The organism is Ectothiorhodospira lacustris, assembly GCF_022227845.1.
In the GTDB taxonomy this organism is placed as follows: Bacteria; Pseudomonadota; Gammaproteobacteria; order Ectothiorhodospirales; family Ectothiorhodospiraceae; genus Ectothiorhodospira; species Ectothiorhodospira lacustris.
Genome location: NZ_JAJNQN010000005.1, coordinates 74,691 through 101,154, shown reverse-complemented (window position 1 = coordinate 101,154; position 26,464 = coordinate 74,691). Strand labels below are relative to the sequence as shown.

Sequence of the window (26,464 nt, the reverse complement as noted above, 5' to 3'; positions counted from 1 at the left end):
AAAGTGTTTTTGTACAATAACATCGGTCTGGTGGATGGCACAAATCTAAGGGGGCATACATGCTGGAATCCCTACGCAACGACATTACGACTCATCGGGAATTTTCCTACCTGCTGCTGCGGCGGTTTCAGGGCATGGGACGGGCCTTCGTCCTGCGCTCCGACCTTCAGGATGAATACCGGACTCTGGCGGCTGAACATGCCGAGCCGCCGCCGGAGCACAGTCCGCTGGTGCAACTGGTGGAGGATGTCCAGGAGGCCGTCATCGCCGCGCCCTGGGTCTGCCTTTCCGTGCGCCCCCGGGTGGGCCGTTGGTGGTACCTACGCATCCATGCCGACGAACTGGCGGTGGAACCCCTGACCGTCAGTGAGTTCCTCGCCTTCAAGGAACACCTGGTCAGTCCCCATCGGCTCCATGACAAGCCCCTCGAGTTCGACATCGGCGCCTTCCAGCGCAATTTCCCCAGCATGCGTGAATCCCGCTCCATCGGCCGCGGGCTGGAGTTTCTCAACCGCAAGCTCTCCAGTCAGCTCTTCGACCGGGATGGCGCAGGTCTGCACAAGCTGTTCCTGTTCCTGCGCGAACACCGCAGCAACGGCCAGCAACTGATGATCAATGACCGCCTGAGGGACGTGGATGCCTTGCGCTCCGCCATCCGCGCTGCCGAAAAACGGTTGCAGACACGCAGCCACGACGTCCCCTGGACGGAAGTGGCCCACGCCCTGCAGGTCCTGGGCCTGGAGCCCGGCTGGGGCAAGGACGTGGGCCGGGTGCTGGAGAGCCTGCGGTTGCTTTCGGATCTGCTGGAAGCCCCGTCACCGGAGACCCTGGAGCGCTTCCTGGCCCGTATCCCCATGATCTTCAGCATGCTGATCATGTCGCCCCATGGCTTTTTCGGCCAAGCCAACGTGCTGGGGCTGCCGGACACCGGGGGGCAAGTGGTCTACATCCTCGACCAGGTGCGCGCCCTGGAGCGGGAGATGCACCGACGCCTGGAAGAGCAAGGCCTGGACATCCAGCCCCGCATCCTGGTGATGACCCGGCTGATTCCCGAAGCCCGGGGCACCACCTGCGACCAGCCGGAGGAGGCCATCTCCGGCACCCAGAATGCCAAGATCCTGCGGGTGCCCTTCCGTAGCCGCGACGGCGAAGTGATGTCCCAGTGGATCTCCCGCTTCGAGATCTGGCCCTATCTGGAACGCTATGCCGATGACGTGGAGACCCGGGTCAAGGCCGAACTGGGCGGCCGCCCGGACCTGATCGTGGGCAATTACTCCGACGGCAACCTGGTGGCCACCCTACTGTCCGCGCGCATGCAGGTCACCCAGTGCAACATCGCCCATGCCCTGGAAAAGACCAAGTACCTCTACTCGGACCTGTACTGGAAGGACAACGAAGAGCAGTACCACTTCTCCTGTCAGTTCACCGCCGACCTGATCGCCATGAACGCGGCGGATTTCATCATCACCAGTACCTACCAGGAGATCGCCGGCACCGACCATGCCATCGGTCAGTACGAGAGCTATGACGCCTTCACTCTGCCCGACCTCTACCGGGTGGTGAAGGGCGTGGATGTCTTCGACCCCCGTTTCAACATCGTCTCCCCGGGGGCGGATTCGGAGGTCTACTTCTCCCATCAGGAAACCGAGCGACGCATCCGGGGTCTGCACGAGGAGCTGGGGGAGATGCTCTTCGGCGGCCCCCATCCGGAAGGGCGTGGGGTGTTGGCGGATCCGGACAAGCCGGTGATCTTCACCATGGCCCGTCTGGATCGCATCAAGAACATCACCGGGCTGGTGTCCTGGTACGCCAACAACCCCGACCTGCGGGAGAAGGCCAACCTGGTGGTGATCGCCGGCTATGTGGATGGCGCCCGCTCATCGGACCGGGAAGAGCAGGAGCAGATCGCCCACATGCACCACTTGTTCGACGAACACGGACTGGAAGGCCAGGTGCGGTGGCTGGGGGTGCGTCTGGACAAGGTGCTGTCCGGCGAGTTGTACCGCTTCATCGCCGACCGCAAGGGCGTGTTCGTGCAACCGGCCCTGTTCGAGGCCTTCGGCCTGACGGTGATCGAGGCCATGGTCTCCGGCCTGCCCACCTTCGCCACCCTCTATGGTGGCCCCCTGGAGATCATCGAAGACGGCCGTTCCGGTTACCACATCGACCCCAACCACGGCGACGAGGCGGCGCGGACCCTGCTGGAGTTCTTCCAGCGATGCGCCGAAGACCCCGGTCACTGGGCGCGGATCTCCGAGGCCGGCATACGTCGGGTGGAGGCCCGCTACACCTGGAAACTCTACGCCGAGCGCATGATGACCCTGTCGCGGATCTACGGCTTCTGGAAATACGTCACCAACCTGGAGCGGGCGGAGACCCGGCGCTACCTGGAGATGTTCTACGCCCTTCAGTACCGACCCCTGGCGGCCCGGCTGGAGGGGTGAGCTTGCCGGTCAATTCAGCAGCAATGCCTGCCTGACCCAGCTGTGAGGCAGGTCGGTGGCTTCCGCCAGAATGTCCAGGAAGGTGTCGCAGGTGTCGGGGCTTCTCTGCCGGAGGGTGGAGAAATATCCGAACACCAGGACCACCGACTTTGCTTCATGGATGTCGTCATCGCCGAGGGTATCGGCCAGGGCATCCCAGTTGAAGCCGAACCAGGCGGGCAGGGCGCAACTCTGATAGAGGGCATGCAGCAGGGTGTCTTTGTCGAATACTGGTGCCTGGTCTACCCGCACCGCACGGAGGCCGCGGGCCCGCAGGGCCTCCATCAGGGCCTCCATCTCCCCCTCCAGCGGGGCTTCGAGGATGGGTTTAGTGCCGTCCAGGACGGCCTCCACGATTTGTTCGGGCAGCATCAGCGTATCCTTGTAAACGTGCGGTAATGGTCCGCCGTATAGTAGACCTCCCCTCCCTGGCCGATCACCAGGCGCTGGGGTCCTGCATGTCGGATGCCGGGCGTTCTCACCACGTATTCCCGGTAATACCCCCTTTCCCTGGCCGGCAGCCTGCCTTCCCGGTTCTGGAAGACGCTGCCGTCATTGCGATGGGGATCGCGCTCACCGCGCTTGATGCGGGCCAGCTCCGGCGCCAGGTCCACATCGCCCTGAAACGCCAGGCGGCCGTCCATGTCATGGACCCGGACATCCTTCACGATCAGGGAAGTGTCCGCCCCGGCCCGGCTGCCCGGATCGGAGTCCGATGCCGAGAAGCATCCGGTGAGCCCCGTCATCAAGACGATGAGCAGGCTGAAAAGAAATGTCAGTGATCGTGTCATCACGCTACCTGGGTTTCGATGGGTCGGCTTCGGCTTCGGCTTCGGCTTCGGTTAAGGACGCTCTGAATACGTCATTCCCGCGCAAGCGGGAATCCATTCACAGCCTGAAAATTCCGGACTCCCGCCTTCGCGGGAGTGACGAGAGGGGGGCTTTGGCGTCCCGGCGTCAGAACCGGCTCCACTCGATCTTGAGGATCTGCCCGCCGCTGACGGTGATGGTGTAGTTGAGGTCATTGTGGCGATAGAACCAGGTTTCCGAGGCCCGCCATTCCAGGCAGCCGCGGCGATCCCGCCGCACGCAGGTTTCCTGGCTGCTGCGGTAGCGGGGCTCGCCCATGTGCTCCAGCAGCAGCCAGGCGGGGCTGCCTTCGCGGATGAGCACGCCGTCGAAACGCAGGCTGGAGGCCTGGGATGTGGCGGCTACCAGGAGTAGTAGCAGCAGGAGCCATGTCCAGTGTTTGATCATGTGCGCACAGACCTTGCCGGGAGGATTCTGCCGACATGATAGCAGCGGTCCCGTCGCATCCTCACCGCCCACGGCGACCGCCGCCGAGGTCATTGCACCACGATGGGGTGTGGCTGCCGGACCTCATAGCCTCCCGCGGGCCAGTCATGGTAGATCCTCAGTTCATACTTACCCGGCGGCAATGGATTGAAGATGGCTGTTCCGGCGGTTTGGCCCTGGGTATAAAACCACTGTGCATAACGGTTATCCGGCTGGCTGCTTTCAATCAGGGTGAGCCAGTCCTGCGGATGGCCGGGCAGCGTGTCGTAGTCAAGGGTGATCGGTTCACCCGCGGTGAAATACCGCACCTCACCATCGGTTTCCGTGCGGGGAGGAAGGTGTTCGAGCTGATGGTTCAGCTCCAGGATCGGCGGGTATTCCGGATAGGCCCGGCGCAGCCGCTGGACGATGGCCCGGGCTTCATCCTCCTGCCGGCTTGTCATCAGGCGCGAGGCTTCGGCCAGGTCGCGATCAACGGTGTCCTGCAGATAGCTGAGTCGTTGCAGGTGACGACCGGCCTCGGTGTGGGCCGGATCAATGGCCAGTGCGTCCTGGACGGACCGCAGGGCGGAATCCAGCCGTCCCGCGCGGGCGTGGTCCCGCATGCTGTCCAGGTGAGCCTGGATCTGCCGGGCTCGTTCGTCGTCATCATCCGGCGGGGTATTTGACAGGACGCTGAGGGTGCGCCGGGTACTGCCCAGCATTCTTCCTTCGGCATCGTGCACGGAGAGCTCGATGGCATAGGTCCCCGGGGCATGGGCTGAAAACCGCGTATCCCGACCGCCGGGGCTGAACAGCCGGGCGCCCGAGGGGCTGACCTGCCAGCGGTAGCGGACCTGATCCGCTGTCCCGGGCGCTATGTGGGCGCTGAGGTAAACCTCCTCATGGGTGACAACGGCACCCTCGGGGACCGGGGCCAGGCCGCCTCTGGCCGCGTCCCAGACCTGGGCCGGTGGGCCGGGCCGACGTGGATCGGAGATGGACACCCGATAACCACTGCCGGTGTAACTGCCGCGAACCGTTGCCAGGGTGTCGCCGTGGTGAGGGACCCGGGCATGGACTTCCAGTTGCACGGGCTTTTCGTCCTGGATCACGAAGGCGATCTCGGCGGTGTGGCCGCCGTATTCAAGACGATTACCGGCAGAGGGTTCCATCCAGCGATGATCCACCAGTGCGTCCGCGACGGCGGGGCGGCTGACGACCCGTGCATGCACGGTGTCGCCGATCCTGGCCTGGCCGTCCGGTCGCGAAAACTGCAGGGCAAACTCGGGTGCGGCCACATCCACCGCCACGGGCTGGGACTCGGCGTGCAGGCGCCAGGTATTGCCTTCGCGAGCGAGTACCTGCACCCAGACCAGGACGCGCCCCATGCGATTGTAGGTCACGGTGGTGCGGGGGCTTTCCGTGGTGGGCTGGTCGAAGTGAAGGTCAGGGCTGCCGTGCCACACGTAACGATAGGGTGCTGGCTGGCGGCCGGTAGGCCGGGATGACCGTGTTCCTGCATCGATTCCCTCGATCCGGATATCGGCGCAGTAGCGGAACGGGTTGCCCGATTCGTCGGCAACCGCAAAGGGTGATTCTGGTCCGGGTTCGACGCATTCCACCGGCTCGGGCGGCGGGGGTTCGGGGACGCTGACGGTCAGGGTGGCCTGGCTGCCGTAAAGCACCCGTCCCTGCAGGGAGGCGGTCAGGATCGCGGTACGCTGGGCCGAGGTGCCTGCACCCGCACTTGCGCCGCCCCGGTCGGAGGCGGACGGCGACCCGGGTGAGGGCGCGGTCGGTGCCGCCACGGTATCGTCCGGGGTTGTGGCGGCGGCCGGTTGCGGGCTTGCGGGCCGGGGGGCCGGTTGAGTTGCCGACGGCGGCGAGTCTTCGGGAGGGCGGTCGGGTTCCAGGCGGATCGGCAGAGCGGTCAGTGTGCCGTAGGCCTCCACGTGGTCGCGTTCGAAGGGCTTGTGATCCTTGGCGGTTGCGTGAAGGGTAAAAGGCGTGCGCCGGGTCACGACGGCAGAGAAGCGACAGCCTGATCGCGTGCATTCCAGGGGCTGGGTCTGGCCATCGATGCGCACCACCACATCGGCAAGCGGTACATCATGCGCGGTTGAAGTGACCTGTCCCGGTATGACGATCTGGTGCTGATGGGCTTCCACCCATTGGCTGATCAGGGACCGGAAGGGCTGACTGAAGAAGTTCAGGGCCGCAAATTCGTCCCGCCGGCCGCTGCGCAGCAGATAGCTGGTGCCGTCCTGGGCGGTCAACCGTTGGCCGTCGGTCTTGCCGGTCCTTTCCAGGACCTTCTGGAATTCATCGCTGCCGGGTCCGTCAACGATCTCGAAATACCGGCTGAAGGTCTGGTGCTGCTGGGTGATGGGCCGGGTCATCGCCATGGCGATGCTCACCAGGCGTTCGGGTGTGACCAGGTTGCGGTGTCGCTCTTCGGTGCTGCCTTGCAGGGCCCGGTAATAGGCATAAAGGATGGCGAAGCTGCCACCATCCACCAGGGCGTGCATGCGCTCGTCCAGATAGATAAAGTGGCTGTTGTCTTCCACCCCCTGCCAGACCCGGATCGGACTCAGCCCCGGGTACTGATCGTCCTCGGCCAGAAAGGCGGCGCAATTGCAGTTGCTGCCGCAGCTTGCCTCGAAGGCACGCTGTACGGCCTTGTCCCTGCCCATCTGACCGCACAGCGCACCCTGGCGGGCCTGGGCGATCTGTGCATCGAGCCGATCCAGGGCGCCGATGAAGGCATCGGCGGCCTCCACGTAAAAGTCGATCATGGCGTTGAGCGCCGGAACCTTATCGGTGAATTTTTTCGAGTAGGTCAATACGTCCCGGATCCGGCGCAGGCTTTCGGTGGGGACTTCCGGGTTGGAACTGGTGGGGTCGAACAGCTTGACGAATTCCACCATGCCGCCGGCCGTCTTCAGGTGGGCTTCGCCCCGGTCCAGATGCGCCTTGGCCGTGCGCAGATGCCTGACCGCGGCACTGTCCCGGTAGGTGCGTTCCAGTTCGCTCAGCCGGTACATATGACCAAAGGCCTCGGCGCGGTTGCTGCGAAACCAGGAGAGCAGGTCCACTTGGTCGGAAATCCTGAATCCGAGGGTGTCCTGGAACTGACTCAGGGCCTTGAAGCCTTCTTCCCCAAGTCCCAGTGCCAGCAGCTTGTCGATGGCATCCTGGTTGAGATCCTGCAGCAGGTCTTCCACGCCCTGGATGTTTTTGTCCTGGGCTTCGCGCGTGGTGGCTCGCCGCCAACCGTCGATGGCCTGCTGGAATCGCTCCATCTGGGTAGCCGCGTAATCCACCCGGGACTTGACCTCATCAAAGGCCGCCTTGACGTCCCCGTAGGACTGCTCGTAGATCCGTTTTTCGATGTCGTTGGAGGCTGTTGCCATGGTTGGCAGGAGCAGGAGCACCAGCAGTGCCAGGGTCCCGGCGAGGTTTCGGGCAAGGATCAGGGGCAGGACGGGCATCGGATCATGTCTCCCGGACGGCACATGCCGTGGCAGCAAGGATGGGCTGGGAAGTCAGCGGCCAGTGTAGGCAAATCCCGGCCTGCCGGCTGTCGTCCGCGTGTCATCCGTCGCGGCCTCGCCTGCTTGAGCACTGCCTATCATCCGGTGGCCCTGTCCCTCTCTCCCTGCTATCCCTGCCGGCTTGCCTCGCACAGGGCGCGCATCTGTTCCGGCACATTGTCCGGGCAGGCGCCGCACTGTTCGTTGCCGGGCAGCGCGAAATCGATCTTGCGGGGGTAGGGCAGGTCCATCTCGTGCATGATCTTCACGAACTCCGCCTCCGTGCGGCCCTTGCCCAGCCGGGGGTTGCGCAGCTTTTCCTGGGCGATGGTGGTGATGCGCCGGTCTTCGTAGTCATGGGCGGGATAGACCAAGGTCTCGTCGGGCAGGGTGAAGAACTTGTCATGGATGCTGCGATACAGCACATGAGCATCACCGGACTGGAAATCAGTGCGTCCGCAGCTCTCGATCAGCAGGGCATCTCCCGAGAACAGGAGCTTGAGGCCGTGATGATCCAGCAGATAGGCGTGATGGGTGTCGGTATGTCCGGGGGTGAACAGGGGGTGGAGGGTGATGCCGCCCACCTGGAAGGATTCCCCTTCCCGCAGCCCTAGGTCCCGGCAGGGCAGCGCGTCCAGGGCCGGTCCCGCGATCCGGCAGCCGGTGAGTTGTTTAAGTCGCCGCGCCCCGGTGATGTGATCGGCGTGGATGTGGGTTTCCACCGCGTAATCCAGGGTCAGCCCCATGGACTGCAGGACCTCCAGGTCCCTGTCCACCGTTTCCAGCACCGGGTCGATGAGGGCCGTGACACCGGTGTCGGGACAGGCCAGCAGGTAGGTGAAGGTGGAAGAATCCGGTTCGAACAGTTGCCGAAAATGCATTGGGTTTTCCTCTTCCAGTCGTGTGCCCGTTGCGTCGGTTCCAGTATAGCCGGTCAGGTGCCCTTCCTTGGCGGGAGAGGGGGCGCCTTTCCGCGCGCACCAAAAGACGACAGATGGTCGACTTTCGCACGCCGCCTGGGCGGGGCAGTATGGCCTCGAACCTTCATGATACTTTTCCGACCCTGGGAGCGTCCCGTTTGCACATGGTCTTTCCAACCGCCTCGGTGCCTCTCCGGTATCCGGTCACCGCCCTGCGCCTGGCGATGCTGTCCATGCTGCTCCTCTGTGCTGGTGCCGTTCAGGCGCAGCCGATACTGAGCCTCCTGCCGGAATCCACCGGCTGCGTGTCGGTGCTGACCAGCCAGGCCGGCGGTTTGTATCGGGCCTGCGGACCGGACTGGCGGTTCCGGCGCGTCGCCGGTGCGCCCGATGCGTTACCGGTGGCTCTGGCCGAGAGCCACCGTTCGCTGATCCTCGGCACACGCACCGGCCTCTACCAGCGCTCATCCGACCAGACCGGGTGGCAACGACTCAGCGATCAGCCCACCGGCGCGCTGGCCTGTCACGGCGCTCGCTGCGTGGTCCGGCCCTTCGGCCAGGGGCCGCAGCGGTTATCGGATGGCCGGTTCTCCCCGCCGCAGGTCCGGGGCCTTCCGGATCAGCCCCTGCAACAGTTCGTCATCGCCGGAGACGGTGCCCTGTATGGCGCCGGCATGGGCGCGGGTGTCCTGCGGCTCAAGCCCGGCAGTGATGCCTGGCAGCCCGTCGGGTCCGGTCTGGGCAACGGCAACGTGCTGGCTTTGGTGCTGGCGGACGACGGTACCCTCCATGCTGGAACCTATGGTGGCGGCCTTTACCGTCTGCGCCCCGGTGAGGTCCGCTGGCAGCGCCTGTCGGGTCTGCAGGCCGTGAAGGTAACCGCCCTGGCGGTGTCCGCCGATGGCAGCCGGGTGCTGGCCGGTGTCGGCGACGGGGTCCGGGAATCGTGGGATGGCGGCGACAGCTGGCGGAAGGTGCCTGAATTGGCGGGTATCCCCGTGCTCAGCCTGGCCTTCGACGGGGCGGGCCGCGCCTGGGCCGGGACCCGGGAGGGACGACTGTACCGTCGACAGGGCGAGGAGTGGGTGCGGGCCCGTTTCGGGAATGATCTGATCGTCCACCAAGTGGCGTCGGTGGGGTCGGGCGGGTTGTTCGTTCTCATGGGCGATCGGTTGTACCGGCGCCCGCATCCCGGTGCGGACTGGCAACGGATCGAGACTCCGTTTCCCCTCACCGATGGGTCGGTGTCCCTGGCCGTGGACGCCGTGGGTCGCCTTTATCTGGGCAGTACACGGCATCCGCCCCGGCGTCTGGACAGCCGGACCGGGGAGTGGGGAATGTCGGCATCGGGATGGCCGGGGCCGGGGGGGGTACGTGCCCTGCGCACCGGCCCGGAGGGTGTCGTGTACGGGATACATGCCGACACCGGCCAGCTCCACCGCCTGGATCCGGAACAGGATCGCTGGACGCCGGTCGAGGTCGGTGGGGCTCTGGGCCATCAGCTACGGAATCTGCGGTGGCTGCCGGGGGGGCATGGGGTGGCCTGGGGTCCCAATGACCTGGTGTGGCTGCGGCCCGGTGAGCCTTGGGGGCACAGCCGGTTTGCCCAGCTTGAGCGCGGGGCGCCCGGACTGGACGCCGACGGGATGTTGTGGACTCGTCGACAGGTCACGGTGTTTTCGCTGGCACCCGGCGAGGATCGCTGGCGCGACGACGCCATCCGACATCCGCTGTATGGGGAAGCCGTAGTCCTGACCGACGGCACGGAACTGGCGCTGACCGAGGACGATCGTCTGGTGCGCCTGCGGCGTCGGGAGGATGGCACCTGGGTGGAACGCAATGCCTACGCACCGCCTGGGCCGCCGCCTTACGCACTGACTGCCGCGGGAGGCCGGGTCTATCTGGGTACCCTCGACGGTCTTCACGAACTGGACCCGGTGCATGGCACCTGGCGGGACATCACCCCCCCACACTGAGGCTGGCCATCCACATGTTGCTCGTGTTTCGCAGTCTGATCGTTGCCATGCTTCTGGCCCTGAGTGTCACGCTCTGGTGGTATCCCGCCGCCACCCTGGTGATGGTGGAGCCGGTTGCCTGGGGACAGTTGCACGAGCAGCAATATGCCCCCCGGCAGCGGGCGTCGCCATTTCTGTCTTCCGCCGTGATCGAGCAGTCCCGGCAGTCGCGTCCCTTCATGCCGATGGCGGAGTTCATCCAGAACCAGGTCGGCGGGGCGATGCTGGAGGTCGAGGCCGGTGAGTGGAGTCGAGAGCTAACGGGTTTCGATGGCGACCGGACCTGGATGGCACCGGACCGGGTGCCCGTCACCGATCCTCCGCGCGGCTGGGTGCATCTGGCCCTGCGGGACGGGGAGGCGCTGGATTTCTACCGCCTGCAATGGGTGGATCCGCTGCAGCGTCTGGGTGACATACCCTCGGCGCAGGCCCATCCTTTCCGGGGTTTTCCGCTGCTCTGGGCGTGCGTGGGCATCGTCCTGGTGGTGATGCTCGCGCTGCCGGTTCGTGAATCGCCTGCCCAGGCCAGCAATTTGGCCAGGGGCATGCGGGCGGGACTGGGCCTGCTGTTTTTTTTCCTGCCGCTGACCCTGGTGAGCCTGTGGCTATCGCAGCGTTCGGCGCCGGACGCGGTCTACGCCCTGATCGTGATCGGGGGCATGCTGGCATTGACCGGTCTTGTCACGGCCCTGATCTTCGGTCGGCAGTACGCCTGGCTCAGGCGACTCATGGCCGGTGAGGGTTTGCTGGCCCATTGGCAACTGGCGCCCGAACAGTGGCGGGATTTCGTGCAGCGGGACATGCGGCGCAGCCGGGGGGAGAAGCTGGCCAGGCTGGTGATGGTGGCGGTGATGGCCGTGGTGGTGGGCCTGGGGTTTGTGCTGTTTGCGCCGGACCGGGGAGCGGGTCTGGTGGTGGCGGGGGTGCTGACGGGCATGGTGGTGCTGCTTGCACTGATCGTGTTGCTCATGCCCCTGTGGACCCGTCGACGTCTGTTACAGGCGTTACCGCAGGTCTGGCTGGGGCTGGAGGGTGTCTGCATCGGCCATCAGGCCCACCATTGGTCGGGACTGGGCTCACGGCTTGAGTCGGCGCGATTGCAGAGGGGCAAGCAGGGCCGTCCTGCCCGGATCGAGCTGACGTATTCCGGATTGCGCGGGGTGAGCAGTGGTCGAGGGGTGTATGTCTATCGTGACCAGCAGAACGTGGTGGTACCGGTCCCCCCCGGAAAGGAAGCGGAGGCGGAAGGGGTCATTGCCCGGCTGCGAGCCGGCAGGGGGAAATGAGGATGGGCATGAACACCCTGTTGCTGTCCCGGCGCCGCGGAATGTCACGGCTTGTTGTCGGCATGATGGGTGCCTGCACCCTGTCCCTGCTCCTGGAGTGCACTGCGCCCGCGAGGGCCGACACACCGGCTCTGGCCCCGGAACTGCAGACGCTGGCGGCCCAGGGCAAGCTGACCGTGCGCGCCCTGCGGGCCTGGGGGCTGTTGCCGGATGCCCATCAGGGTCTGGTGATGGCGCTGCATGGCCGTTCGCTGGACCTGCTGGCGGCGGATCAGGCGCAGGTTGATCGCTGGGTTGAGGATGCCGATAGTGGGCGCCTGTCCTTGTCGGCGGATCAACTGGGCCATCTCAGGGATCTGCAGGCCCTGATGGGTCGTATCACGACCCTGAGCATGGAAGCATCCGGCGCCGACTCCGCGCTGGCGGGTGCGCTGGATATCGAACAGACCTGGACCCTGGAGGACTGGGAATCTCTCGAAAAGGCCCCGGCCTCGATGCCGGGCGGGGGGTTCGGTGCCGTTCTGTTCGCCCAGGACCCCATGGAGGCGGCGATGCTGGACCGGCTGGAACGTCCGGAGGGTTTTGACCCTCCGCTGCGTCTGGATGCCCGGGCCACCCGTGAGTTGCTGTTCCCACCGGAGAAGGACACCCCGGATGTCGCTGCTGCGCCGCCCCCCAGCGTACCCGCCCCGCCCGCGGGGTTGATCCGCGCCGACCTGGCCCAGGGCGTCAATACCCTGGGGGATACCTACTGGGCAGGGCAGGTGATCTTTGCCATGCAGGGCATGCGCATGCTTTACGGCGTTCTGTCGGAAGCCGATGAGGCGGCCTTCAGCCGTCTCTGGGCACCGTTGTTCGAGCATCCCAGTGAGACCGTGCTGGCCTGGCTGCAGGCCCTCAACCCCTTGCTGATGGAGTTTCTGGCCGCGCAGCAGGAAATGGCGGCGCTGCTGGAGGGCCTGGACGAGGCAGATTTTGCCGTGGAACTGGCCATGGCCTACGGCGAGGACGCAGACATTGCCGCAGCCATGCATCGGGTGGGGTTGCTCAACGCCCGTATCGGTGACGTGAAGCGGCACATGGAACAGCTGGTGGCGGCCATTGATGCCCTGGGCGATCCACCCGATGTGCGGCGGGAACAGGCGCGTGCCCGGGCCAGAACCCGGCAGGCTGTCGAGCTGGTGAAATCCCTGGCCCCGCCCGCCGAGGTCCGTCACGTCCCCCGTCCCGGCTGGTCGGCGGAGACGGCCTGTGGGTTTGCCGGCGGTTGCCCCCGTCACGAGGACTTCGGTGAACTGAAGACGGTGTTTCACTACGCCTTTGAACATCGCCATTTGCGATGGGATGGTTCCATTTCCCGGGACCAGATCACCGCGCCGCTGATGCTGGCCTTCGTGATCCACGATCCGGTGCCGGCGGAGACAATCGTGCAGGGGCGCTGGGCCGGATGGCAGTGGATTGATGAATGGATGATTCCCCATTTCATGAGCCCGGACGCCGGTGACTGGGTCCGGACCCACCGGATGCAGGGGCGGTATGACGATGCCATGACCGGGCTGACGCAGACCACGGTGGATGGCCGTCCCGCCCTGCGCTGGCCCTATCCGTGGCTGTACGGCATTGAGCTGGTGAACTATCTGATCCAGCCGGGTGGGGATGAAGATCCGCGCATCCTCCTGATCCAGGTGCCGAACTGGGCGGTGATCGGCAATGCGGGGGGATTGCGTGATCAGATTCAGCGCCATCAGCTGTTTGAACTGGAGGCGATGATGGGGCATCTACGCCTCGGCCCCGATGGGGGTGGGGACGGTACGGATTCACGTTTTCCCGATATCGCGCTGGAATACACCCAATACCGGCAGCAGACCCTGGAATGGCTTGCAGAGCAGATGGCCGGCCTGCAAGGCGTGCTGGAGGTGGAACGTCGCCACGACATACGGCGGATACAGGAAGCCGGATTACACGAGTTACGGGATCTGATGGAGATCCTGCGCAGCGGGCGTTATCACTGGACGCCCACCTTCATGCACGAGCGCTGGGCCGAGCACGGATACGGCAGTCATGGTGAATACGGCCTGCGCGATGCCCGTCTTGAGCAGGCCCCGGCATCCTGGCTGCCCACGGCAAGGGTCGTGCTGGAGCCCGGCGCACCCCTGGATCTGCTGCCCCAGCCCATTGATGAGGTGGGAGAAGTGGCGCCTTGTATCGAGTGCCGTGTGCTCATGCCCGAGGTGATACCAGGATTCCCCTCGAACAATGAGAACGAATATCTCACGGTGCGTGAATTGGTGGCGGCGGGCCGCCTGCGCCTGTTACCAACGGATCACAGCCTGCCGGTGGGCAATCTCTTCGGCGTGGGTGATCTGGATGTGGCGCGTATCGACATCCCGGTGGCGCCGGAGGGATCATCGGCCCCGGCGGAGGATGATCCGCTGCAGGCCCGGGTGCGCTTTCACGAGAACAACATCGGCTGGCTGCAGGGCGACATCCAGCGCCTGGAACAGGCCATGCGCGGCAGCGGCAATGAGGATGAACGCCGGTTTCTGGCCCATCAACTCACCATCAAGCGGGCCGATCTGCAGGGAGAGCGGGATGCCATCACCACCCTGCGGACGGGCAATTTCGTCCGCACTCCCACTGCCTGGGATCAGCTGGTCAAGGAGCAGATGCTGGCGCAGGGGCGGGAGATGGCGGCCCGGGTGGAGCGGTCACGGCGCAATCTGGACCGCATCGAGCACATGGTGGATACCCTGCCGCCGGAAGAACGCCGCGACCTGAGGGACTGGGTGGATCGCCAGTTGCGGGATACCGGGATGGATCTGGAGCGGCAGGTGCAGGTGGGGCATGTGGTGGCCAGGAACCTGCAGGCGCGGGCGGAACAGCAGCGTGCCGCCGCCCGGGAGGATGAGGCCTGGGCTCAACTGGCGGTGGACATCCTGGAGAATTATCAGCAGGCAGCCACCTACGCCATGTATGCCACGCCCTTCGTCAGCGGAGGCGGCGTGCTGTCGGTGGCCTATGGCATCACCAGCGGCGGCATCGCCGGTTATGCGGAGCAGGGTGATGTTCACGGCGCCATCCGGGGCGCGGCGCTCACCTCCCTGCGTTACTGGTCGCCCAAGGCGGACTATGCCCTGACCGCCTATGAAGGCTACCAGGCCGGTGGCGTCGAGGGCGCCGCCCGGCGCGTGGCCTCCACCTATGTGCAACGCAAGGTGGTCCAGACCGCCACCCAGGCCGCCCTGAACGTACAGGGGCAGATCCAGGCTTCCCATCGGCAGGCCCGCCGGGAGGCCTGGCGCGAGGCCCAGCGCAAGGTGAATTTCCGCGAGGAGCGGGCCGCGGGCCGCGCCCTGGCGGAGCAGCACCAGGCCCAGTTCGCGCAAGTCCGCCGCCTTGAACGGAGCATGCGACAGCAGGGTTACATCGAAGTGGATGGCGTGCGCTACAGCGGTGACCTGATGTGGCGGACCCGCACCTGGACCGACGCCAACCGGGCGCTAATGGACACCACTGCCGCCATCAAGCACGCCCCCCACGCCAAGCTCTGGATGAAGCGGGGCGCCGATCCACTGGCCCAAAGGGACTACAACTTCACCGATCGGTTGCACACCCGCCAGGTGGTCAGGGATCTGCGTGCCGACCTGCAGGCCCAGGGGATTGCCCCCGATGCCCTGCAGTTTCGACCCATCCGCAACGCGGGCAATAGCTCGCCAGGCATGGACCTGGACCTGGCGATGCGTTTCACGGGCGATGCCAGCCATCTGCGGCGGGTCGATCCCGCCACCGGGCAGGCACAGCAACTGAGCCTGGCCGAGGCCAACGCCTTCGTACAGGGACGTTTCAATCGGGTCTACGCCCGCAATGCCGGAGGGAGAACCGCGCAGGGGTCCTGGCAGATGGTCACCAGCAGTGCCCATGCCGAGGCCTACCAGGACACGGCATGGCTGCATGTGCGTGACATCGTGCGTTCCGGGGTGGACCCGAATTCGGTCATCAACCCACGGCATGCGGCCCAGGCAGGCGGCGTGACCGTGCACAAGGCACACGAGATGCGCCGTTTCACCGGCATGGGGACGGACAACCAGAACTTCGAGATCTACCGCGGCACCGCCAAGGATATCGATTCCAAGGTGGTCCCGTTGCTGCAGTCACGGGTGCGGCAAGCGCCCGATGCGGGGCAACGTCAGGCCGCCCAGGAGTCGCTGGATTTTTACCGGGGTTTGTCTCGGGCGATGAACCGGGCGGTGATGGATCCCATCGCCGCCGACAAGGAGGTACGACAGATGACCGGCATGGATACGCTGGGCGCGGTGGAACTGGTGGGTGGGGCCATACAGGCCCTGGGGCAGGGGCTTCGGCACTGACAGGGCACGAGATTTGCTCGCCCAGTATCGGCATACGTAGGGAGAATCAATGATGACCCGGTTCAAGGCATGCCATCGCGCCCGTTGCCGAATGATGATGGCTATCACGCTGGCTATGTTGTGGCTGGCCGCAAGTGCATTCGGGCAGGAAATTGAAACTGCTGTCGGTACGGAGCGAGCCGAAGTGACGGCGAGGGAAAAAGGCGCCGAGACCCGACAGGCCGATCTGCCGGCAGAGCTGGTGGGCCTTGCAGCCAGGGGTCAACTTACCGTCAGAGCCCTCCGTGGTTGGGATCGGCTGCCGGAGCGTTTCAGTCAGTTGGCACTGGAGTTGCGATCTTATGATATCGACCTGCTCGGTGCCGATCGGATCATGGTGGAAGCGCTTGTCGCCCGTTCGAGTGAGGCGCCTTACCTGTCCTCCCGTATCAATGAACTTCGCGCCCTGGCGCAACTGCTGGCGAGCTTTGATCCGGCGGAAACTTCCTTGGCCGCGTCGATTTCCGAGCGGGCAACGCAGCACGGTGAAACGCTCACGCTCGACGGCGTTCCGGGCTGGGTGATGGTTTCCGCCGAAGAACGCTCGGGACAGAATCGCGATAGCCATCAAAGGACATTCTCTTTCAGTCTTCGATCTGATGGTGCTGTTGATCGGGCGCAGGTTAAACAGTCCAGTCAAGGCTACTTGCGTCAGGTTGGCCTCGCCTTCGACATGAACTGGGACGAACCGCCGCGTTATGTCTTCAACGGAAGCGCCTGGGACGGTCGAATTCGGGTGATCGACGCCGGTAGCGGCGTGGAATACCTGAGCGGGGCGTCGCCAGGGACGGACCCTCGGTCGGGCGGTTTCGCCGTTAGCGCTCAATACCGGTCCGGTAGCCGGCCGGTCTCGGATCGTGGTCGCGCGGCGACCGGCAGGTTTTCTCCAGACAACCCGGATTCCATCGGCAACCCCCAGGGAGAAGCCACGATTCGGTGGCCTGACCAGGGCTGCCCGGGTGATCAGTTCACCGTTGAAATACGGGCCAATGGCTGGTCTGGTCGCGGCACCGTGACCTGGGTCTATGAGTATCACCCCAATCTGCTGCGTTCGCCGGCGTTCAGCGGGCAGTTGGAAGCCCAGCAGAAGGCCAGTCCGTCGCCCTCCAGTCAGGCGGGAACCAATTTCGAATATTTCCGGGATTGCCCGGAATGTCCGGAGATGGTGGTGATTCCGGCCGGCAGTTTCCTCATGGGTGCTCCCGAGTCCGATCCCGGCCGCACGGAGCACGACTGGCCACGGATCAGGATCACCATCGCGCGACCCTTTGCCATGGCTAAAACGCCGATCACCCAGGCGCAATGGTCTGCCTTGATGGATGAGGAGCGTTCCCGCTTCAAGGATTGCCCCGATTGTCCGGTCGATAGTGTTTCGCATCGTGATGCCGAGGTGTTTCTCTATCACCTGAGCAGGAAGACCGGCCACGAGTATCGGCTACCCAGTTCCGCGGAGTGGGAATACGCCTGCCGAGCCGGTACCGAGTTGCGCTACTGCGGGAGCAATCAAGTCGACGAGGTGGCCTGGTATCGATGCAACAGTGACGGTCGAACGCATCCCGTTGCGGCCAAGGCCGCCAACACCTTCGGCCTGTATGACATGAGTGGCAATGTCATGGAATGGACCCGCGATTGCTCCTCCGGCAATGTTGAGCTGATGCCGACGGATGGCAGCCCGCTGAGGGAGAGCGCTTCCTGCACGCTGATGATATCCCGTGGAGGTAGTTGGCTCAGGTCTGAAGCGGATGTTCGTTCAGCCGCCAGAAGCTCGGGGGGCATGATGGGCATGGGGGAAGACGGGTTTCGGCCGGTGCGAGTGCTGCCCGGGTCGGACGCCATGAGTCCTGAAGGCGGTGGCAGATAGAGGGCGCTGAGCATTATCGTCCCTTGGCACCCGGCGCCGGGTGCGGTTCGGTCGGGGCGATAGTGTTCGGTTTCAGGCCAGGGTGCTCAGTCCAGGTCGTCCTCTTCCATTTCAAACAGCGCGTTGAGTTGATCCAGGTAGGGCAGGATGGCGCGGATCTGGGCGGCGGGCACCGCAGCGAAGCGTGCCCGGGTGTCATGGAAGGTCTGGAAGAAGGGCATGGCCATCAGGGCCTTGCGCTCTTCGGCGGGCATGTCCTGCAGGGCGGTCTGGAACTCGTCAATACTGATCATGCCGATATGGGCGATGTAGGCCCGCGTGATATAGGCGGACTGTTCCGCGAAGGTAGACACCGAGGCATAGCCGTTGCGACGGATGATGTTCTCGGCTTCCCGGTTGTCGGCAAGGATTTCCATGAACTCGCTTTTCATGGTGTCGATGTCCAGGAAATTCAGATCGTCATCGTCGTCATCATCGTCATCATCGTCATCAAACTCATGGTCATCGATATGGGGTATGAGCTGTTCAAAGGTGCTGATGAACCGCTCCATGTCCGATGAGGTGATGTTCATCGCCAGGGCCTGGCCTGCCAGCAGGAAGAATACACTGGCAATGATTGCAATCCGCTTGAGCATGGTGGTTTCCTTTGGTTCGGGGGTGGGTGTGTCTCGCCGTCAGTTGTTCTTCAAGATGTTTCGATCACGTCATTCCCGCGCAAGCGGGAATGACGTGACGGAAGGTGGCCCGCGCAGTATTTCCATGAGCACTGGAATGTCGATCTCCGGATCAGGTGCGCGGCGCGGCCAGGGTCATGTTCCGACAGCCGGTTTCCACCAGTCGCCAGGAGGCGATGACAGCCAGGGCGGCAAAGCCGGTGAGCAGCCACAGCCCGCGCTGGTAATCGGCCGCCGTGTACACGGGGACACCGCCGCTCACCAGGCCCTCCCAGCCCAGGTCCATGGCCCAGCCGAACAGGGGCTGGAACAGGGCGGCTCCCAGGAACAGGCCGGTATTGACCAGGGCGATGGCCATGCCCGAGAGGGCCGGGTCCGCCACTTCCTTGGCATGGGCGTAGGCCACCACGAAACAGCCGGCGCTCAGACCCATGAGGGTGAACAGGGTCAGCCCGGAGGCCCCCGGACCCCAGGGCAGGAACAGCAGCCCCAGGCAGACGGTCAGGTAGACCAGGGCACCGGCCTGCAGCACGGGACGGCGCCGACCCAGGCGGTCGGAGAAACTGCCCGCCAGCAGGCAGCCGACGGCAAAGGCGACCGTGGCCACGGTGGTGTAGACCGAGGCATCTCCCCGGCTCAGGCCGTGCACGTCCCGCAACAGGGGGATGGCCCAGAGTCCCAGCATGCCGAACAGGCTGCCGGTGATGCCGAAGTCATAGACAAACCCCGGCCACAGCCGGCGGTTGGCCAGCACGGCCCGCAGATCCTTGATCCAGTGCTGTTTTCTGGGGGCATGGGGCGGCAAGCCTTCCATCTCCCGCACCGAGGGAAAGCCCAGTTGTTCGGGACGGTCCCTGACCAGCCACCAGGAGAGCAGGGCGAGGACAATGGCGACGATCCCCAGAGCCACGAACAGGCTGCGCCATTCCACGTAGAGCAGCATCAGGGCCAGGGGGCCGGTGGCGGCAATGGCGCCCAGATTGCCCAGCAGCAGGGTGAGTCCGCTGATGCTGCCGTACTTGCGCTCGCTGAACCAGACGGTGTTGCTCTTCATGAGACCGACGAAGACCACCGAGACCCCCAGGCCCACCAGGAAACGGCCCACGCTGGCGGTGGCCAGGGTATCCGCCAGCCCGAAGACGATGGAACCGCTGCCGGCCACCAGGTTGCCCAGGGTGACGGCATAGCGGGATCCCAGGGTGTCCGCCAGCACCCCGGCGGGGATCTGCATGGCGGTATAGATGTAGAAATACATGGCCGATAACGATCCCAGGGCCGCCGCCGTCACGCCGAACGCGGCACTCAGTTCGCTGGAGACCATCGCCGGTGCAAAGCGGTGGAAGAACACCAGCATGTAGGCGGCGATGAGGACGCTGTAGATGGTCCAGCGGATCCGTTCGAAACGGGCCGGATCGTAATGGGGGGGCATGCTGGCGCTTCCTGTAAACTTGGGCAAAATAAGCGAAAGCTAAGGTATGCACGATTGCCACCGGATGTTCAACCATGCCGGGTGGTGTTCAGGGCGACCTTATGGCACGTTGATCAGGCCAGCTCCCGCAATGTGGTCACCAGGAGCGCCATTCCCGCGCACGCGGGAATCCATGGCCGTGGTGAGGGAGCCGAGAGATGGATTTTACGGCCCTCCGTCATACACTCGCTCCAGGATGATGGAGACATTGTTCACCGGCATGTCGATCACGGATTGCAGGGAAAGCCCATGTTCCCGCCCCGCAGTTTCGATGTCGGCGATGTCCCGCACGCCCCAGGCCGGGTTCTGCGTCCGCAAATACTGGTCAAACCGCTGGTTGCTGGGCGCGGTATGCCTCCCATCGCGGGAGTAGGGGCCATAGAGGTAGAGCAGGCCGCCCGGCATCAAATACTTGCCGGCATTCCTGAGCAGGCCCGCCGTGGTGGCCCATGGGGAGATGTGCACCACGTTGATACACACCATGACTACAAAGCCATCGCCGGGCGGCCGATTGGATTGTCCCAGTTCCCAGTCAGTCTGACTCGCATCCAGCCGCACCGGTGCGTTCAGGTTGGGCAGGGAGACATACTGCCGCCAGGCCTCGATGCTTTTCAGGTGATGCGGGTCAATATCGGTGGGCCACCAGGTGATCCCGGGGAATTCGCGCGCAAAGTCAACCACATGCTGACCGGTCCCGCTACCGACTTCCAGGGCGTGGCCTTCCAGATCCTGGAAGGCATCCCGCAGTACCGCCAGAATGGGCGTGATGTTTTCGTGGTAGGAAGCTGAATCCAGGCGGGTGTCGGTGGGCATCGGGTTGCGCTCATCTTGGCGGTATGAACGGAAACCGCTCGCTGGTGGCGAAGCCATGGATGATGGTCTGCATCTCCGTGGCTTGCAGATAACCGATGTAACGGTACCAAGTCCGCCCATCGGGACCGATCAGCAGGTGTTGTGGCAGGGTGCGGATGCTGTGCCCTTCTGCCAGTACCCGTTCGGGGGGAAGGCCAAAGCGGCCGGCCCAACGGCGGGCCTCAGCGACCCCCGCCGGCTGAAACGGTTCATCGGCACTGGTCAGCACGGTGTAGACCTGCAGTGAAGGCCCGGCCGACCGGAGCAGTTCACGAATGGCGGCAGCCTGGGTCTGACTAGCCCCGCACCAGGCCGCCGCGTAGGTCACCCAGATCCAGCCTTCCTCCACCTTGTCGCACACATCTACCCGGCGCCCCGTTCCATCCACACGCTCGTCGGCTACCAATGGAACAGCGGCACAGCCACCGGCACGATCCCAGTCGGTATAGAACTCACCGGTCTGATCCCTGGAAGAACCACAGGACAGCAGGGGCAAAGCCATCAGGCAGCCGAGCAGCCCGGCATGACGGCGTAGACGCTCAAAAAGTCGGAACGGAACGGACGGATGGTGCATCTTCCCGGCTCACGGAAGCGATAAGGAATCCCCTACCCGTATAGCACGGATCAGGGGGGCTGTTTGGTGGATATGAGGCTGGGTACTCTCGTGCGCCGGGAACACGGCAAAATGCTTCTGGATTGCCGGGTTTTTCCGTAGACTCTTCCCATGTCACTGACAGGCAAACATATCCTTCTGGGCGTTTCCGGCGGCATTGCCGCCTACAAGGCCTGCGAGCTCACCCGGCGGCTGATGGATGCCGGTGCCGAGGTCCGGGTGGTGATGACCCCCCACGCCACCGAGTTCGTGGCCCCGCTCACCTTCCAGGCCCTGTCCGGCCATCCCGTGCGCACGGCCCTGTTCGACGCCGAGGCCGAGGCGGGCATGGATCACATCAGTCTGGCCCGCTGGGCCGATGTCATTCTCATTGCCCCGGCCACCGCCGGCCTCACGGCCCGGCTGGCCCAGGGTATGGCCGATGACCTGCTGACCACCCTGTGTCTGGCCGCTGAGGCCCCCGTCTGCCTGGCCCCGGCCATGAACCGGGTCATGTGGGCCAATGCCGCCACCCAGGCCAATGTTCGCACCCTGTTGGAACGGGGCGTCCGCCTGTTCGGCCCCGGTGCCGGTTACCAGGCCTGCGGTGAGGTGGGGGAGGGGCGCATGCTGGAGCCGGGGCAGATCGTCACGGCGGTGGAGGATCTGTTTGCCGGCGGTGCGCTGGCGGGGGTGCGGGTGATGGTGACCGCCGGTCCGACCCGTGAGCCTCTGGACCCGGTGCGCTATCTCACCAACCGAAGTTCCGGGCGCATGGGGTTTGCGGTGGCGGCGGCGGCGGCCGAGGCCGGGGCGCAGGTGTGTCTGGTGAGTGGCCCGGTCCATCTGGATACCCCTCGCGGGGTGACCCGTGTCGAGGTGGAGACGGCCTTGCAGATGCATGAGGCAGTGATGGCGAGAGCCGGTGAGACGGATCTGTTCATTGCCACGGCGGCGGTGGCGGATTACCGGATGGCGGCGCCGGCGGAGCGCAAGATCAAGAAACAGGCGGATGAGCTGCAACTGACCCTGGTGAAGAATCCGGACATCCTCGCAGCGGTGGCGGCCCTGCCGGACGGGCCGTTCACGGTGGGTTTTGCGGCGGAAACCGATGATCTGGAGACCTACGCCCGGGGCAAGCTTGAGGCCAAGGGGCTGGACATGATCGCCGCCAATGATGTCTCCGGCGGGCGGGGGTTCGATGTGGCGGACAATGCCCTGACGGTCTTCTGGCGAGGTGGTTCCCTGTCTTTGCCGCAACAGTCCAAATTGCAACTGGCCCGTGAGCTGGTGGCATTGATTGCCCGACAGCATGGGGGCGGCTGACCCCGTGGGAGCGGCCCTCGGCTGCGAAGGTTTTGCCCGGCGTTGCCGTTCGCCGGCAGGCCGGCTCCCACGGTTGCGGGATGCTCATGGGGGCTGTCTTCCCTACAATTCCTGTTTCCATCTGACAATCGATCATCGACATCATGCGCGCCATCCAGATCAAGATCCTTGACCCCCGTGCCGGCACGGACTTTCCCTTGCCGGAACCGGCCACCCCGGGCTCCGCCGGCATGGACCTGCGGGCCTGCCTGGACGGACCCCTGACCCTGCAGCCCGGGGAAACCCATCTCATCCCCACCGGCATTGCCATGCATCTGGCGGACCCCGGGCTGGCGGCGATGATTCTGCCCCGGTCCGGGCTGGGCCATAAACACGGCATCGTCCTGGGGAATCTCGTCGGCCTCATCGACTCCGACTATCAGGGCCCGCTCATGGTCTCCTGCTGGAACCGGGGGGCGGAGCCGTTCGTCGTCCAGCCCGGCGAGCGCATTGCCCAGTTGGTGGTGGTGCCGGTGGTACAGGCCCGTTTCCAGGTGGTGGATGATTTCGAGGCGAGCCACCGGGGCACCGGTGGGTTTGGGTCCTCGGGCAGGGGTTAGCCCGGGCCAGACATGACCAAACACCGGGAGCGCAGGCACATGCCGAGGAACAGATCATGAGCATGAATGTGGACCCCGGCATCTTCCGGGCCTATGACATCCGCGGCGTGGTGGGTGAACGCCTCAATCCGGATACCGCCCGGGCCATCGGCCGGGCCTACGGTGCTGAGGCCCGCGAGCTGGAGGTGCGGGAGGTGGCGGTCGGACGTGACGGCCGACTGTCGAGTCTCGAGCTGGAGTCTGCGCTGATAGAGGGGTTGCTGGCGGCGGGGTTGCGGGTGATTCAGGTGGGTTGCCTGCCCACGCCGGTGACTTATTACGCCGCACTCAAGGAGGCCGGCGGCAACGGTATCATGGTCACCGGCAGTCACAATCCTCCTGCCTACAACGGCTTCAAGCTCATGCTGGCGGGGCGCACCCTGCACCAGGAAACGGTGCAGCGTTTGCGTCGCCGGATTGACGAGGGGCGCCTGCCCACCGCCCCCGGCGGCACCCTGGAGACCGCGGATGTTTGCGGCCGGTACCTGGATGAGCTCTGCGCCGACATTCACCTGGTCCGCCCCCTGCGGGTGGCGGTGGATTGCGGCAACGGCGCCGCCGCGGTGGTGGCGCCGGAGGTGTTCCGGCGGCTGGGTTGCGAGGTGGTGCCCCTCTACTGCGAGGTGGATGGGCATTTCCCTCACCACCATCCTGACCCGTCCCGCCCCGAGAATCTAGAGGATCTGCGGCAGGCGGTGGAATCCGGCGGCCTGGATCTGGGGTTGGCCTTTGACGGTGATGGGGATCGGCTCGGCGTGGTGGATGGTCGGGGGCGCATCCAGTGGCCGGATCGCCTGATGATGTGCTTTGCCGCCGATGTCCTGGCCCATCACCCCGGCAGTACCGTGGTGTTTGATGTGAAATGCTCTCACCATCTGGCCGCCCGGGTGCAGGAACTTGGCGGCGTGCCGGACATGTGGCGCACCGGCCACTCCTTGCTCAAGGCACGCATGGAAGAGACCGACGCCCTGCTGGCTGGAGAGATGAGCGGTCACATCTTTTTTCGCGATCGCTGGCTCGGAGTGGATGATGCCATCTATGCGGGGGCGCGGCTGCTGGAGTTTCTGGCCCGTGACCCTCGTCCACCGTCCCGGGTGTTCGATGAGTTGCCCCAGGGCTGTCACACCCCCGAACTGCTGGTGGCGCCCGGGGGAGAAGAGGGGCATGCCGCCTTCATGGCCCGCTTCTTGTCCGAACCGGACCCGGACGGTGCCCGGGTGAATCGCATCGACGGATTGCGGGCGGATTTCGACGATGGCTGGGGGCTGGTGCGGGCTTCCAACACCACCCCCTGCCTGACCCTGCGCTTCGAAGGGAGCAGTCCAGAGGCCCTGGCCCGGATCCAGGCATTGTTCCGTGACCGCCTGCTGGCGGTGGATCCGGAACTGGAACTGCCGTTCTAGAGCTCTCTCGTCGCCGTCATTCCCGCGCAGGCGGGAATCCAGTAGCATACTGAAACCCCTTGATTCCCGCCTGCGCGGGAGTGACGGCAACGGGTTGTTTCAGAATTTCTTCAACACCAGCCCGGTCTGAAACCGGAGACTTCCTGAATGTCCGAAAACACTGCCATGGACCACACCAGCCCTCAGACCATCGCTCGGGTCCTGACCGAGGCGCTGCCTTATATCCAGCGCTTTTCCGGCAAGACACTGGTCATCAAGTATGGCGGCAACGCCATGGTGGATGAGGCGCTCAAGCGTGGCTTTGCGCGAGATATCGTCCTGCTCAAACAGGTGGGCCTGAATCCCGTGGTGGTCCACGGCGGAGGGCCTCAGATCGGCAAGATGCTCAGCCAGCTGGGCAAGGAATCCCGTTTCGTGGACGGTCTGCGGGTGACGGACCGGGAGACCATGGACGTGGTGCAGATGGTGCTGGGCGGCCTGGTGAACAAGGAGATCGTCAGTCTCATCAACCAGTTCGGTGGCCGCGCAGTGGGCCTGACGGGCAAGGACGGCGGGCTGATCCGGGCCCGGCGCCTGACCCATCGCCGTGCCGGGGAGGACCCGGAGGCCTCGGAGATCATCGACCTGGGCCACGTGGGGGAGGTGGCCTCCATCGATCCCGCCGTGGTGCACATGTTGGATTCGGGGGCCTTCATTCCCGTGATCGCCCCCGTGGGCGTGGGCGAGGATGGGGCGGCCTATAACATCAATGCCGATCTGGTGGCGGGCAAAATGGCCACGGTGCTGGGGGCGGAAAAGCTGATCCTGCTCACCAACACCGCCGGGGTGCTGGATGGGGAGGGCAACCTGCTCACCGGCCTGACGGCGCGTCAGGTGGACGAACTGATCGCCGCCGGGGTGATTCACGGCGGCATGATCCCCAAGATCCAGTGTGCCCTGGACGCGGTGAAGTCCGGCGTCAAGACGGCCCATATCATTGATGGCCGGGTGCCGCATGCGGTGATGCTGGAACTGCTCACCGACAAGGGGGTTGGCACTCTGATCCGGGGCTGACGGTCTTCAGCGCGGGGGCTGTGGGTCGGCCTGTCGCCGACGCAGCTCCCGAAATCGCGCCAGGTCCCGGGCGAATCGGTCCAGCACGGCATCCCGCTCCTGTCGGCGTTCTTCCAGGTACTCCTCCTGCCCCCGGATCTGGCGGCGCAGGGAATCGGTTTGTTCCCGCAGGCCTTCCGGTACCGGTCTGCCACCCGCCTCAAGACCGGCAATGCGGGTCTCGGTCTGTGTCAGCTGCTCGCGCAGATTAACCAGCTTGTCCCGGGTGAGGTTCATGTTGGCCTCGATCAGGGCCACCCGGTCATCCCGTGCGTGCAGCAGTTCTCGCTCCGAGCCGAAGGACTGCAGCAGAATCCGGTCGATCCGCTCCTGCTCCGCTCGTTGTTGTTCCAGGGCCTCCAGGCGCTCCCGTTCCGCTTGTTCGGCCGCCAGTTCTTCCGATGTCCGTGCCCGCTCCAGGCGCTGGATCACCAGCCCCCGGCGATCGAGGACTTCGCGGTCATAGCGGGCGCTGTCCGGGGGAGGGGTGTCGCTCAAGTGGAGCTGGCCGGATTCATCCACCCAGCGATAGACCTGGCCGGAGGCAATGCCACTGACCCCGGCGGCCAGCAAGGCCGTCAGTATCAGTGTGGTTCCTGCTGCTGGAGAGATCCTGGGCATGCCTCTTCCCATCGGG

General features: G+C 64.9%; 19 protein-coding genes. 9 read left to right on the top strand and 10 right to left on the bottom strand.

All coding sequences use genetic code 11. The features are described from left to right. Positions 1-59: 59 nt before the first annotated feature. Positions 60-2,444: a sucrose synthase gene (locus LQ956_RS05645; RefSeq protein ID WP_238620542.1), complete on the top strand. Its 2,385-nt coding sequence runs from the start codon at positions 60-62 to the stop codon at positions 2,442-2,444. Positions 2,445-2,453: 9 nt separating this feature from the next. Here LQ956_RS05645 and LQ956_RS05640 read toward each other — a convergent pair whose 3' ends face one another. From LQ956_RS05640 to LQ956_RS05620, 5 genes are all read right to left on the bottom strand, one after another. Beyond that, entirely contained in the window at positions 2,454-2,855 is a 402-nt protein-coding gene (locus LQ956_RS05640; protein WP_238629924.1) for a barstar family protein, read from the bottom strand. Next, positions 2,855-3,274, bottom strand: a complete 420-nt coding sequence (locus tag LQ956_RS05635) for a guanyl-specific ribonuclease (RefSeq protein WP_238620540.1) — start codon at positions 3,272-3,274, stop codon at positions 2,855-2,857. The genes LQ956_RS05640 and LQ956_RS05635 overlap by 1 nt, the downstream gene beginning before the upstream one ends. A gap of 166 nt (positions 3,275-3,440) precedes the next feature. Next, positions 3,441-3,740: a DUF2845 domain-containing protein gene (locus LQ956_RS05630; RefSeq protein ID WP_238620539.1), complete on the bottom strand. Its 300-nt coding sequence runs from the start codon at positions 3,738-3,740 to the stop codon at positions 3,441-3,443. Positions 3,741-3,829: 89 nt separating this feature from the next. Beyond that, on the bottom strand, positions 3,830-7,252 hold the full coding sequence (locus LQ956_RS05625; protein WP_238629925.1) for a hypothetical protein: 3,423 nt from the start codon (positions 7,250-7,252) through the stop codon (positions 3,830-3,832). A 170-nt stretch (positions 7,253-7,422) separates the two neighbouring features. Further along, on the bottom strand, positions 7,423-8,175 hold the full coding sequence (locus tag LQ956_RS05620; RefSeq protein ID WP_238620537.1) for an MBL fold metallo-hydrolase: 753 nt from the start codon (positions 8,173-8,175) through the stop codon (positions 7,423-7,425). Between the two features lie 203 nt (positions 8,176-8,378). Between LQ956_RS05620 and LQ956_RS05615 the strand changes: the two genes are divergently transcribed. Genes LQ956_RS05615 through LQ956_RS05600 form a run of 4 tightly spaced genes read left to right on the top strand, consistent with a single transcriptional unit; the run spans position 8,379 to position 17,782 of the window. Next, positions 8,379-10,190 (top strand): NHL repeat-containing protein, encoded by a 1,812-nt coding sequence (locus tag LQ956_RS05615; protein WP_238629926.1) that lies wholly within the window; start codon positions 8,379-8,381, stop codon positions 10,188-10,190. Positions 10,191-10,204: 14 nt separating this feature from the next. After that, positions 10,205-11,515 carry a hypothetical protein gene (locus LQ956_RS05610; RefSeq protein WP_238629927.1) on the top strand — a complete coding sequence of 437 codons (1,311 nt, stop codon included), beginning with the start codon at positions 10,205-10,207 and terminating at the stop codon, positions 11,513-11,515. Between the two features lie 8 nt (positions 11,516-11,523). Next, positions 11,524-15,882 (top strand): hypothetical protein, encoded by a 4,359-nt coding sequence (locus LQ956_RS05605; RefSeq protein ID WP_238629928.1) that lies wholly within the window; start codon positions 11,524-11,526, stop codon positions 15,880-15,882. 49 nt (positions 15,883-15,931) lie between these two features. Then, positions 15,932-17,782: a formylglycine-generating enzyme family protein gene (locus LQ956_RS05600; protein WP_238629929.1), complete on the top strand. Its 1,851-nt coding sequence runs from the start codon at positions 15,932-15,934 to the stop codon at positions 17,780-17,782. 86 nt (positions 17,783-17,868) lie between these two features. On the opposite strand, the gene LQ956_RS05595 is transcribed toward LQ956_RS05600, so the two are convergent. The 4 genes from LQ956_RS05595 to LQ956_RS05580 form a co-directional block, all read right to left on the bottom strand. Next, a complete protein-coding gene (locus LQ956_RS05595) occupies positions 17,869-18,417 on the bottom strand; it encodes a hypothetical protein (protein ID WP_238629930.1) in 549 nt (182 codons plus the stop codon). Positions 18,418-18,568: 151 nt separating this feature from the next. Then, on the bottom strand, positions 18,569-19,885 hold the full coding sequence (locus LQ956_RS05590; protein WP_238629931.1) for an MFS transporter: 1,317 nt from the start codon (positions 19,883-19,885) through the stop codon (positions 18,569-18,571). A 204-nt stretch (positions 19,886-20,089) separates the two neighbouring features. Then, entirely contained in the window at positions 20,090-20,737 is a 648-nt protein-coding gene (locus LQ956_RS05585) for a DUF938 domain-containing protein (protein ID WP_238629932.1), read from the bottom strand. A gap of 10 nt (positions 20,738-20,747) precedes the next feature. Next, positions 20,748-21,278 (bottom strand): TlpA family protein disulfide reductase, encoded by a 531-nt coding sequence (locus tag LQ956_RS05580; RefSeq protein ID WP_238620529.1) that lies wholly within the window; start codon positions 21,276-21,278, stop codon positions 20,748-20,750. 222 nt (positions 21,279-21,500) lie between these two features. Between LQ956_RS05580 and coaBC the strand changes: the two genes are divergently transcribed. The 4 genes from coaBC to argB all read left to right on the top strand — a co-directional run bounded on the left by coaBC (position 21,501) and on the right by argB (position 25,788). Further along, positions 21,501-22,694: a bifunctional phosphopantothenoylcysteine decarboxylase/phosphopantothenate--cysteine ligase CoaBC gene (gene coaBC / locus LQ956_RS05575; RefSeq protein ID WP_238629933.1), complete on the top strand. Its 1,194-nt coding sequence runs from the start codon at positions 21,501-21,503 to the stop codon at positions 22,692-22,694. Between the two features lie 143 nt (positions 22,695-22,837). Beyond that, positions 22,838-23,293 (top strand): dUTP diphosphatase, encoded by a 456-nt coding sequence (gene dut / locus LQ956_RS05570; RefSeq protein ID WP_255721883.1) that lies wholly within the window; start codon positions 22,838-22,840, stop codon positions 23,291-23,293. 56 nt (positions 23,294-23,349) lie between these two features. Then, positions 23,350-24,735, top strand: a complete 1,386-nt coding sequence (locus tag LQ956_RS05565; protein WP_238629934.1) for a phosphomannomutase/phosphoglucomutase — start codon at positions 23,350-23,352, stop codon at positions 24,733-24,735. A gap of 147 nt (positions 24,736-24,882) precedes the next feature. Then, entirely contained in the window at positions 24,883-25,788 is a 906-nt protein-coding gene (argB, locus tag LQ956_RS05560) for an acetylglutamate kinase (RefSeq protein ID WP_238620526.1), read from the top strand. A gap of 6 nt (positions 25,789-25,794) precedes the next feature. Here the strand turns inward: argB and LQ956_RS05555 are convergent, their stop codons facing one another. Beyond that, positions 25,795-26,448, bottom strand: a complete 654-nt coding sequence (locus tag LQ956_RS05555) for a DUF4124 domain-containing protein (protein WP_238620525.1) — start codon at positions 26,446-26,448, stop codon at positions 25,795-25,797. Positions 26,449-26,464 lie beyond the last annotated feature (16 nt).

What these genes read in the sequence shown, in the direction of transcription:
- LQ956_RS05645 (WP_238620542.1), top strand. Translation starts at nt 60, where the DNA reads ATGCTGGAATCCCTACGCAACGACATTACGACTCATCGGGAATTTTCC.
- LQ956_RS05640 (WP_238629924.1), bottom strand. Translation starts at nt 2,855, where the DNA reads ATGCTGCCCGAACAAATCGTGGAGGCCGTCCTGGACGGCACTAAACCC.
- LQ956_RS05635 (WP_238620540.1), bottom strand. Translation starts at nt 3,274, where the DNA reads ATGACACGATCACTGACATTTCTTTTCAGCCTGCTCATCGTCTTGATG.
- LQ956_RS05630 (WP_238620539.1), bottom strand. Translation starts at nt 3,740, where the DNA reads ATGATCAAACACTGGACATGGCTCCTGCTGCTACTACTCCTGGTAGCC.
- LQ956_RS05625 (WP_238629925.1), bottom strand. Translation starts at nt 7,252, where the DNA reads ATGCCCGTCCTGCCCCTGATCCTTGCCCGAAACCTCGCCGGGACCCTG.
- LQ956_RS05620 (WP_238620537.1), bottom strand. Translation starts at nt 8,175, where the DNA reads ATGCATTTTCGGCAACTGTTCGAACCGGATTCTTCCACCTTCACCTAC.
- LQ956_RS05615 (WP_238629926.1), top strand. Translation starts at nt 8,379, where the DNA reads ATGGTCTTTCCAACCGCCTCGGTGCCTCTCCGGTATCCGGTCACCGCC.
- LQ956_RS05610 (WP_238629927.1), top strand. Translation starts at nt 10,205, where the DNA reads ATGTTGCTCGTGTTTCGCAGTCTGATCGTTGCCATGCTTCTGGCCCTG.
- LQ956_RS05605 (WP_238629928.1), top strand. Translation starts at nt 11,524, where the DNA reads ATGAACACCCTGTTGCTGTCCCGGCGCCGCGGAATGTCACGGCTTGTT.
- LQ956_RS05600 (WP_238629929.1), top strand. Translation starts at nt 15,932, where the DNA reads ATGATGACCCGGTTCAAGGCATGCCATCGCGCCCGTTGCCGAATGATG.
- LQ956_RS05595 (WP_238629930.1), bottom strand. Translation starts at nt 18,417, where the DNA reads ATGCTCAAGCGGATTGCAATCATTGCCAGTGTATTCTTCCTGCTGGCA.
- LQ956_RS05590 (WP_238629931.1), bottom strand. Translation starts at nt 19,885, where the DNA reads ATGCCCCCCCATTACGATCCGGCCCGTTTCGAACGGATCCGCTGGACC.
- LQ956_RS05585 (WP_238629932.1), bottom strand. Translation starts at nt 20,737, where the DNA reads ATGCCCACCGACACCCGCCTGGATTCAGCTTCCTACCACGAAAACATC.
- LQ956_RS05580 (WP_238620529.1), bottom strand. Translation starts at nt 21,278, where the DNA reads ATGGCTTTGCCCCTGCTGTCCTGTGGTTCTTCCAGGGATCAGACCGGT.
- coaBC (WP_238629933.1), top strand. Translation starts at nt 21,501, where the DNA reads ATGTCACTGACAGGCAAACATATCCTTCTGGGCGTTTCCGGCGGCATT.
- dut (WP_255721883.1), top strand. Translation starts at nt 22,838, where the DNA reads ATGCGCGCCATCCAGATCAAGATCCTTGACCCCCGTGCCGGCACGGAC.
- LQ956_RS05565 (WP_238629934.1), top strand. Translation starts at nt 23,350, where the DNA reads ATGAGCATGAATGTGGACCCCGGCATCTTCCGGGCCTATGACATCCGC.
- argB (WP_238620526.1), top strand. Translation starts at nt 24,883, where the DNA reads ATGTCCGAAAACACTGCCATGGACCACACCAGCCCTCAGACCATCGCT.
- LQ956_RS05555 (WP_238620525.1), bottom strand. Translation starts at nt 26,448, where the DNA reads ATGCCCAGGATCTCTCCAGCAGCAGGAACCACACTGATACTGACGGCC.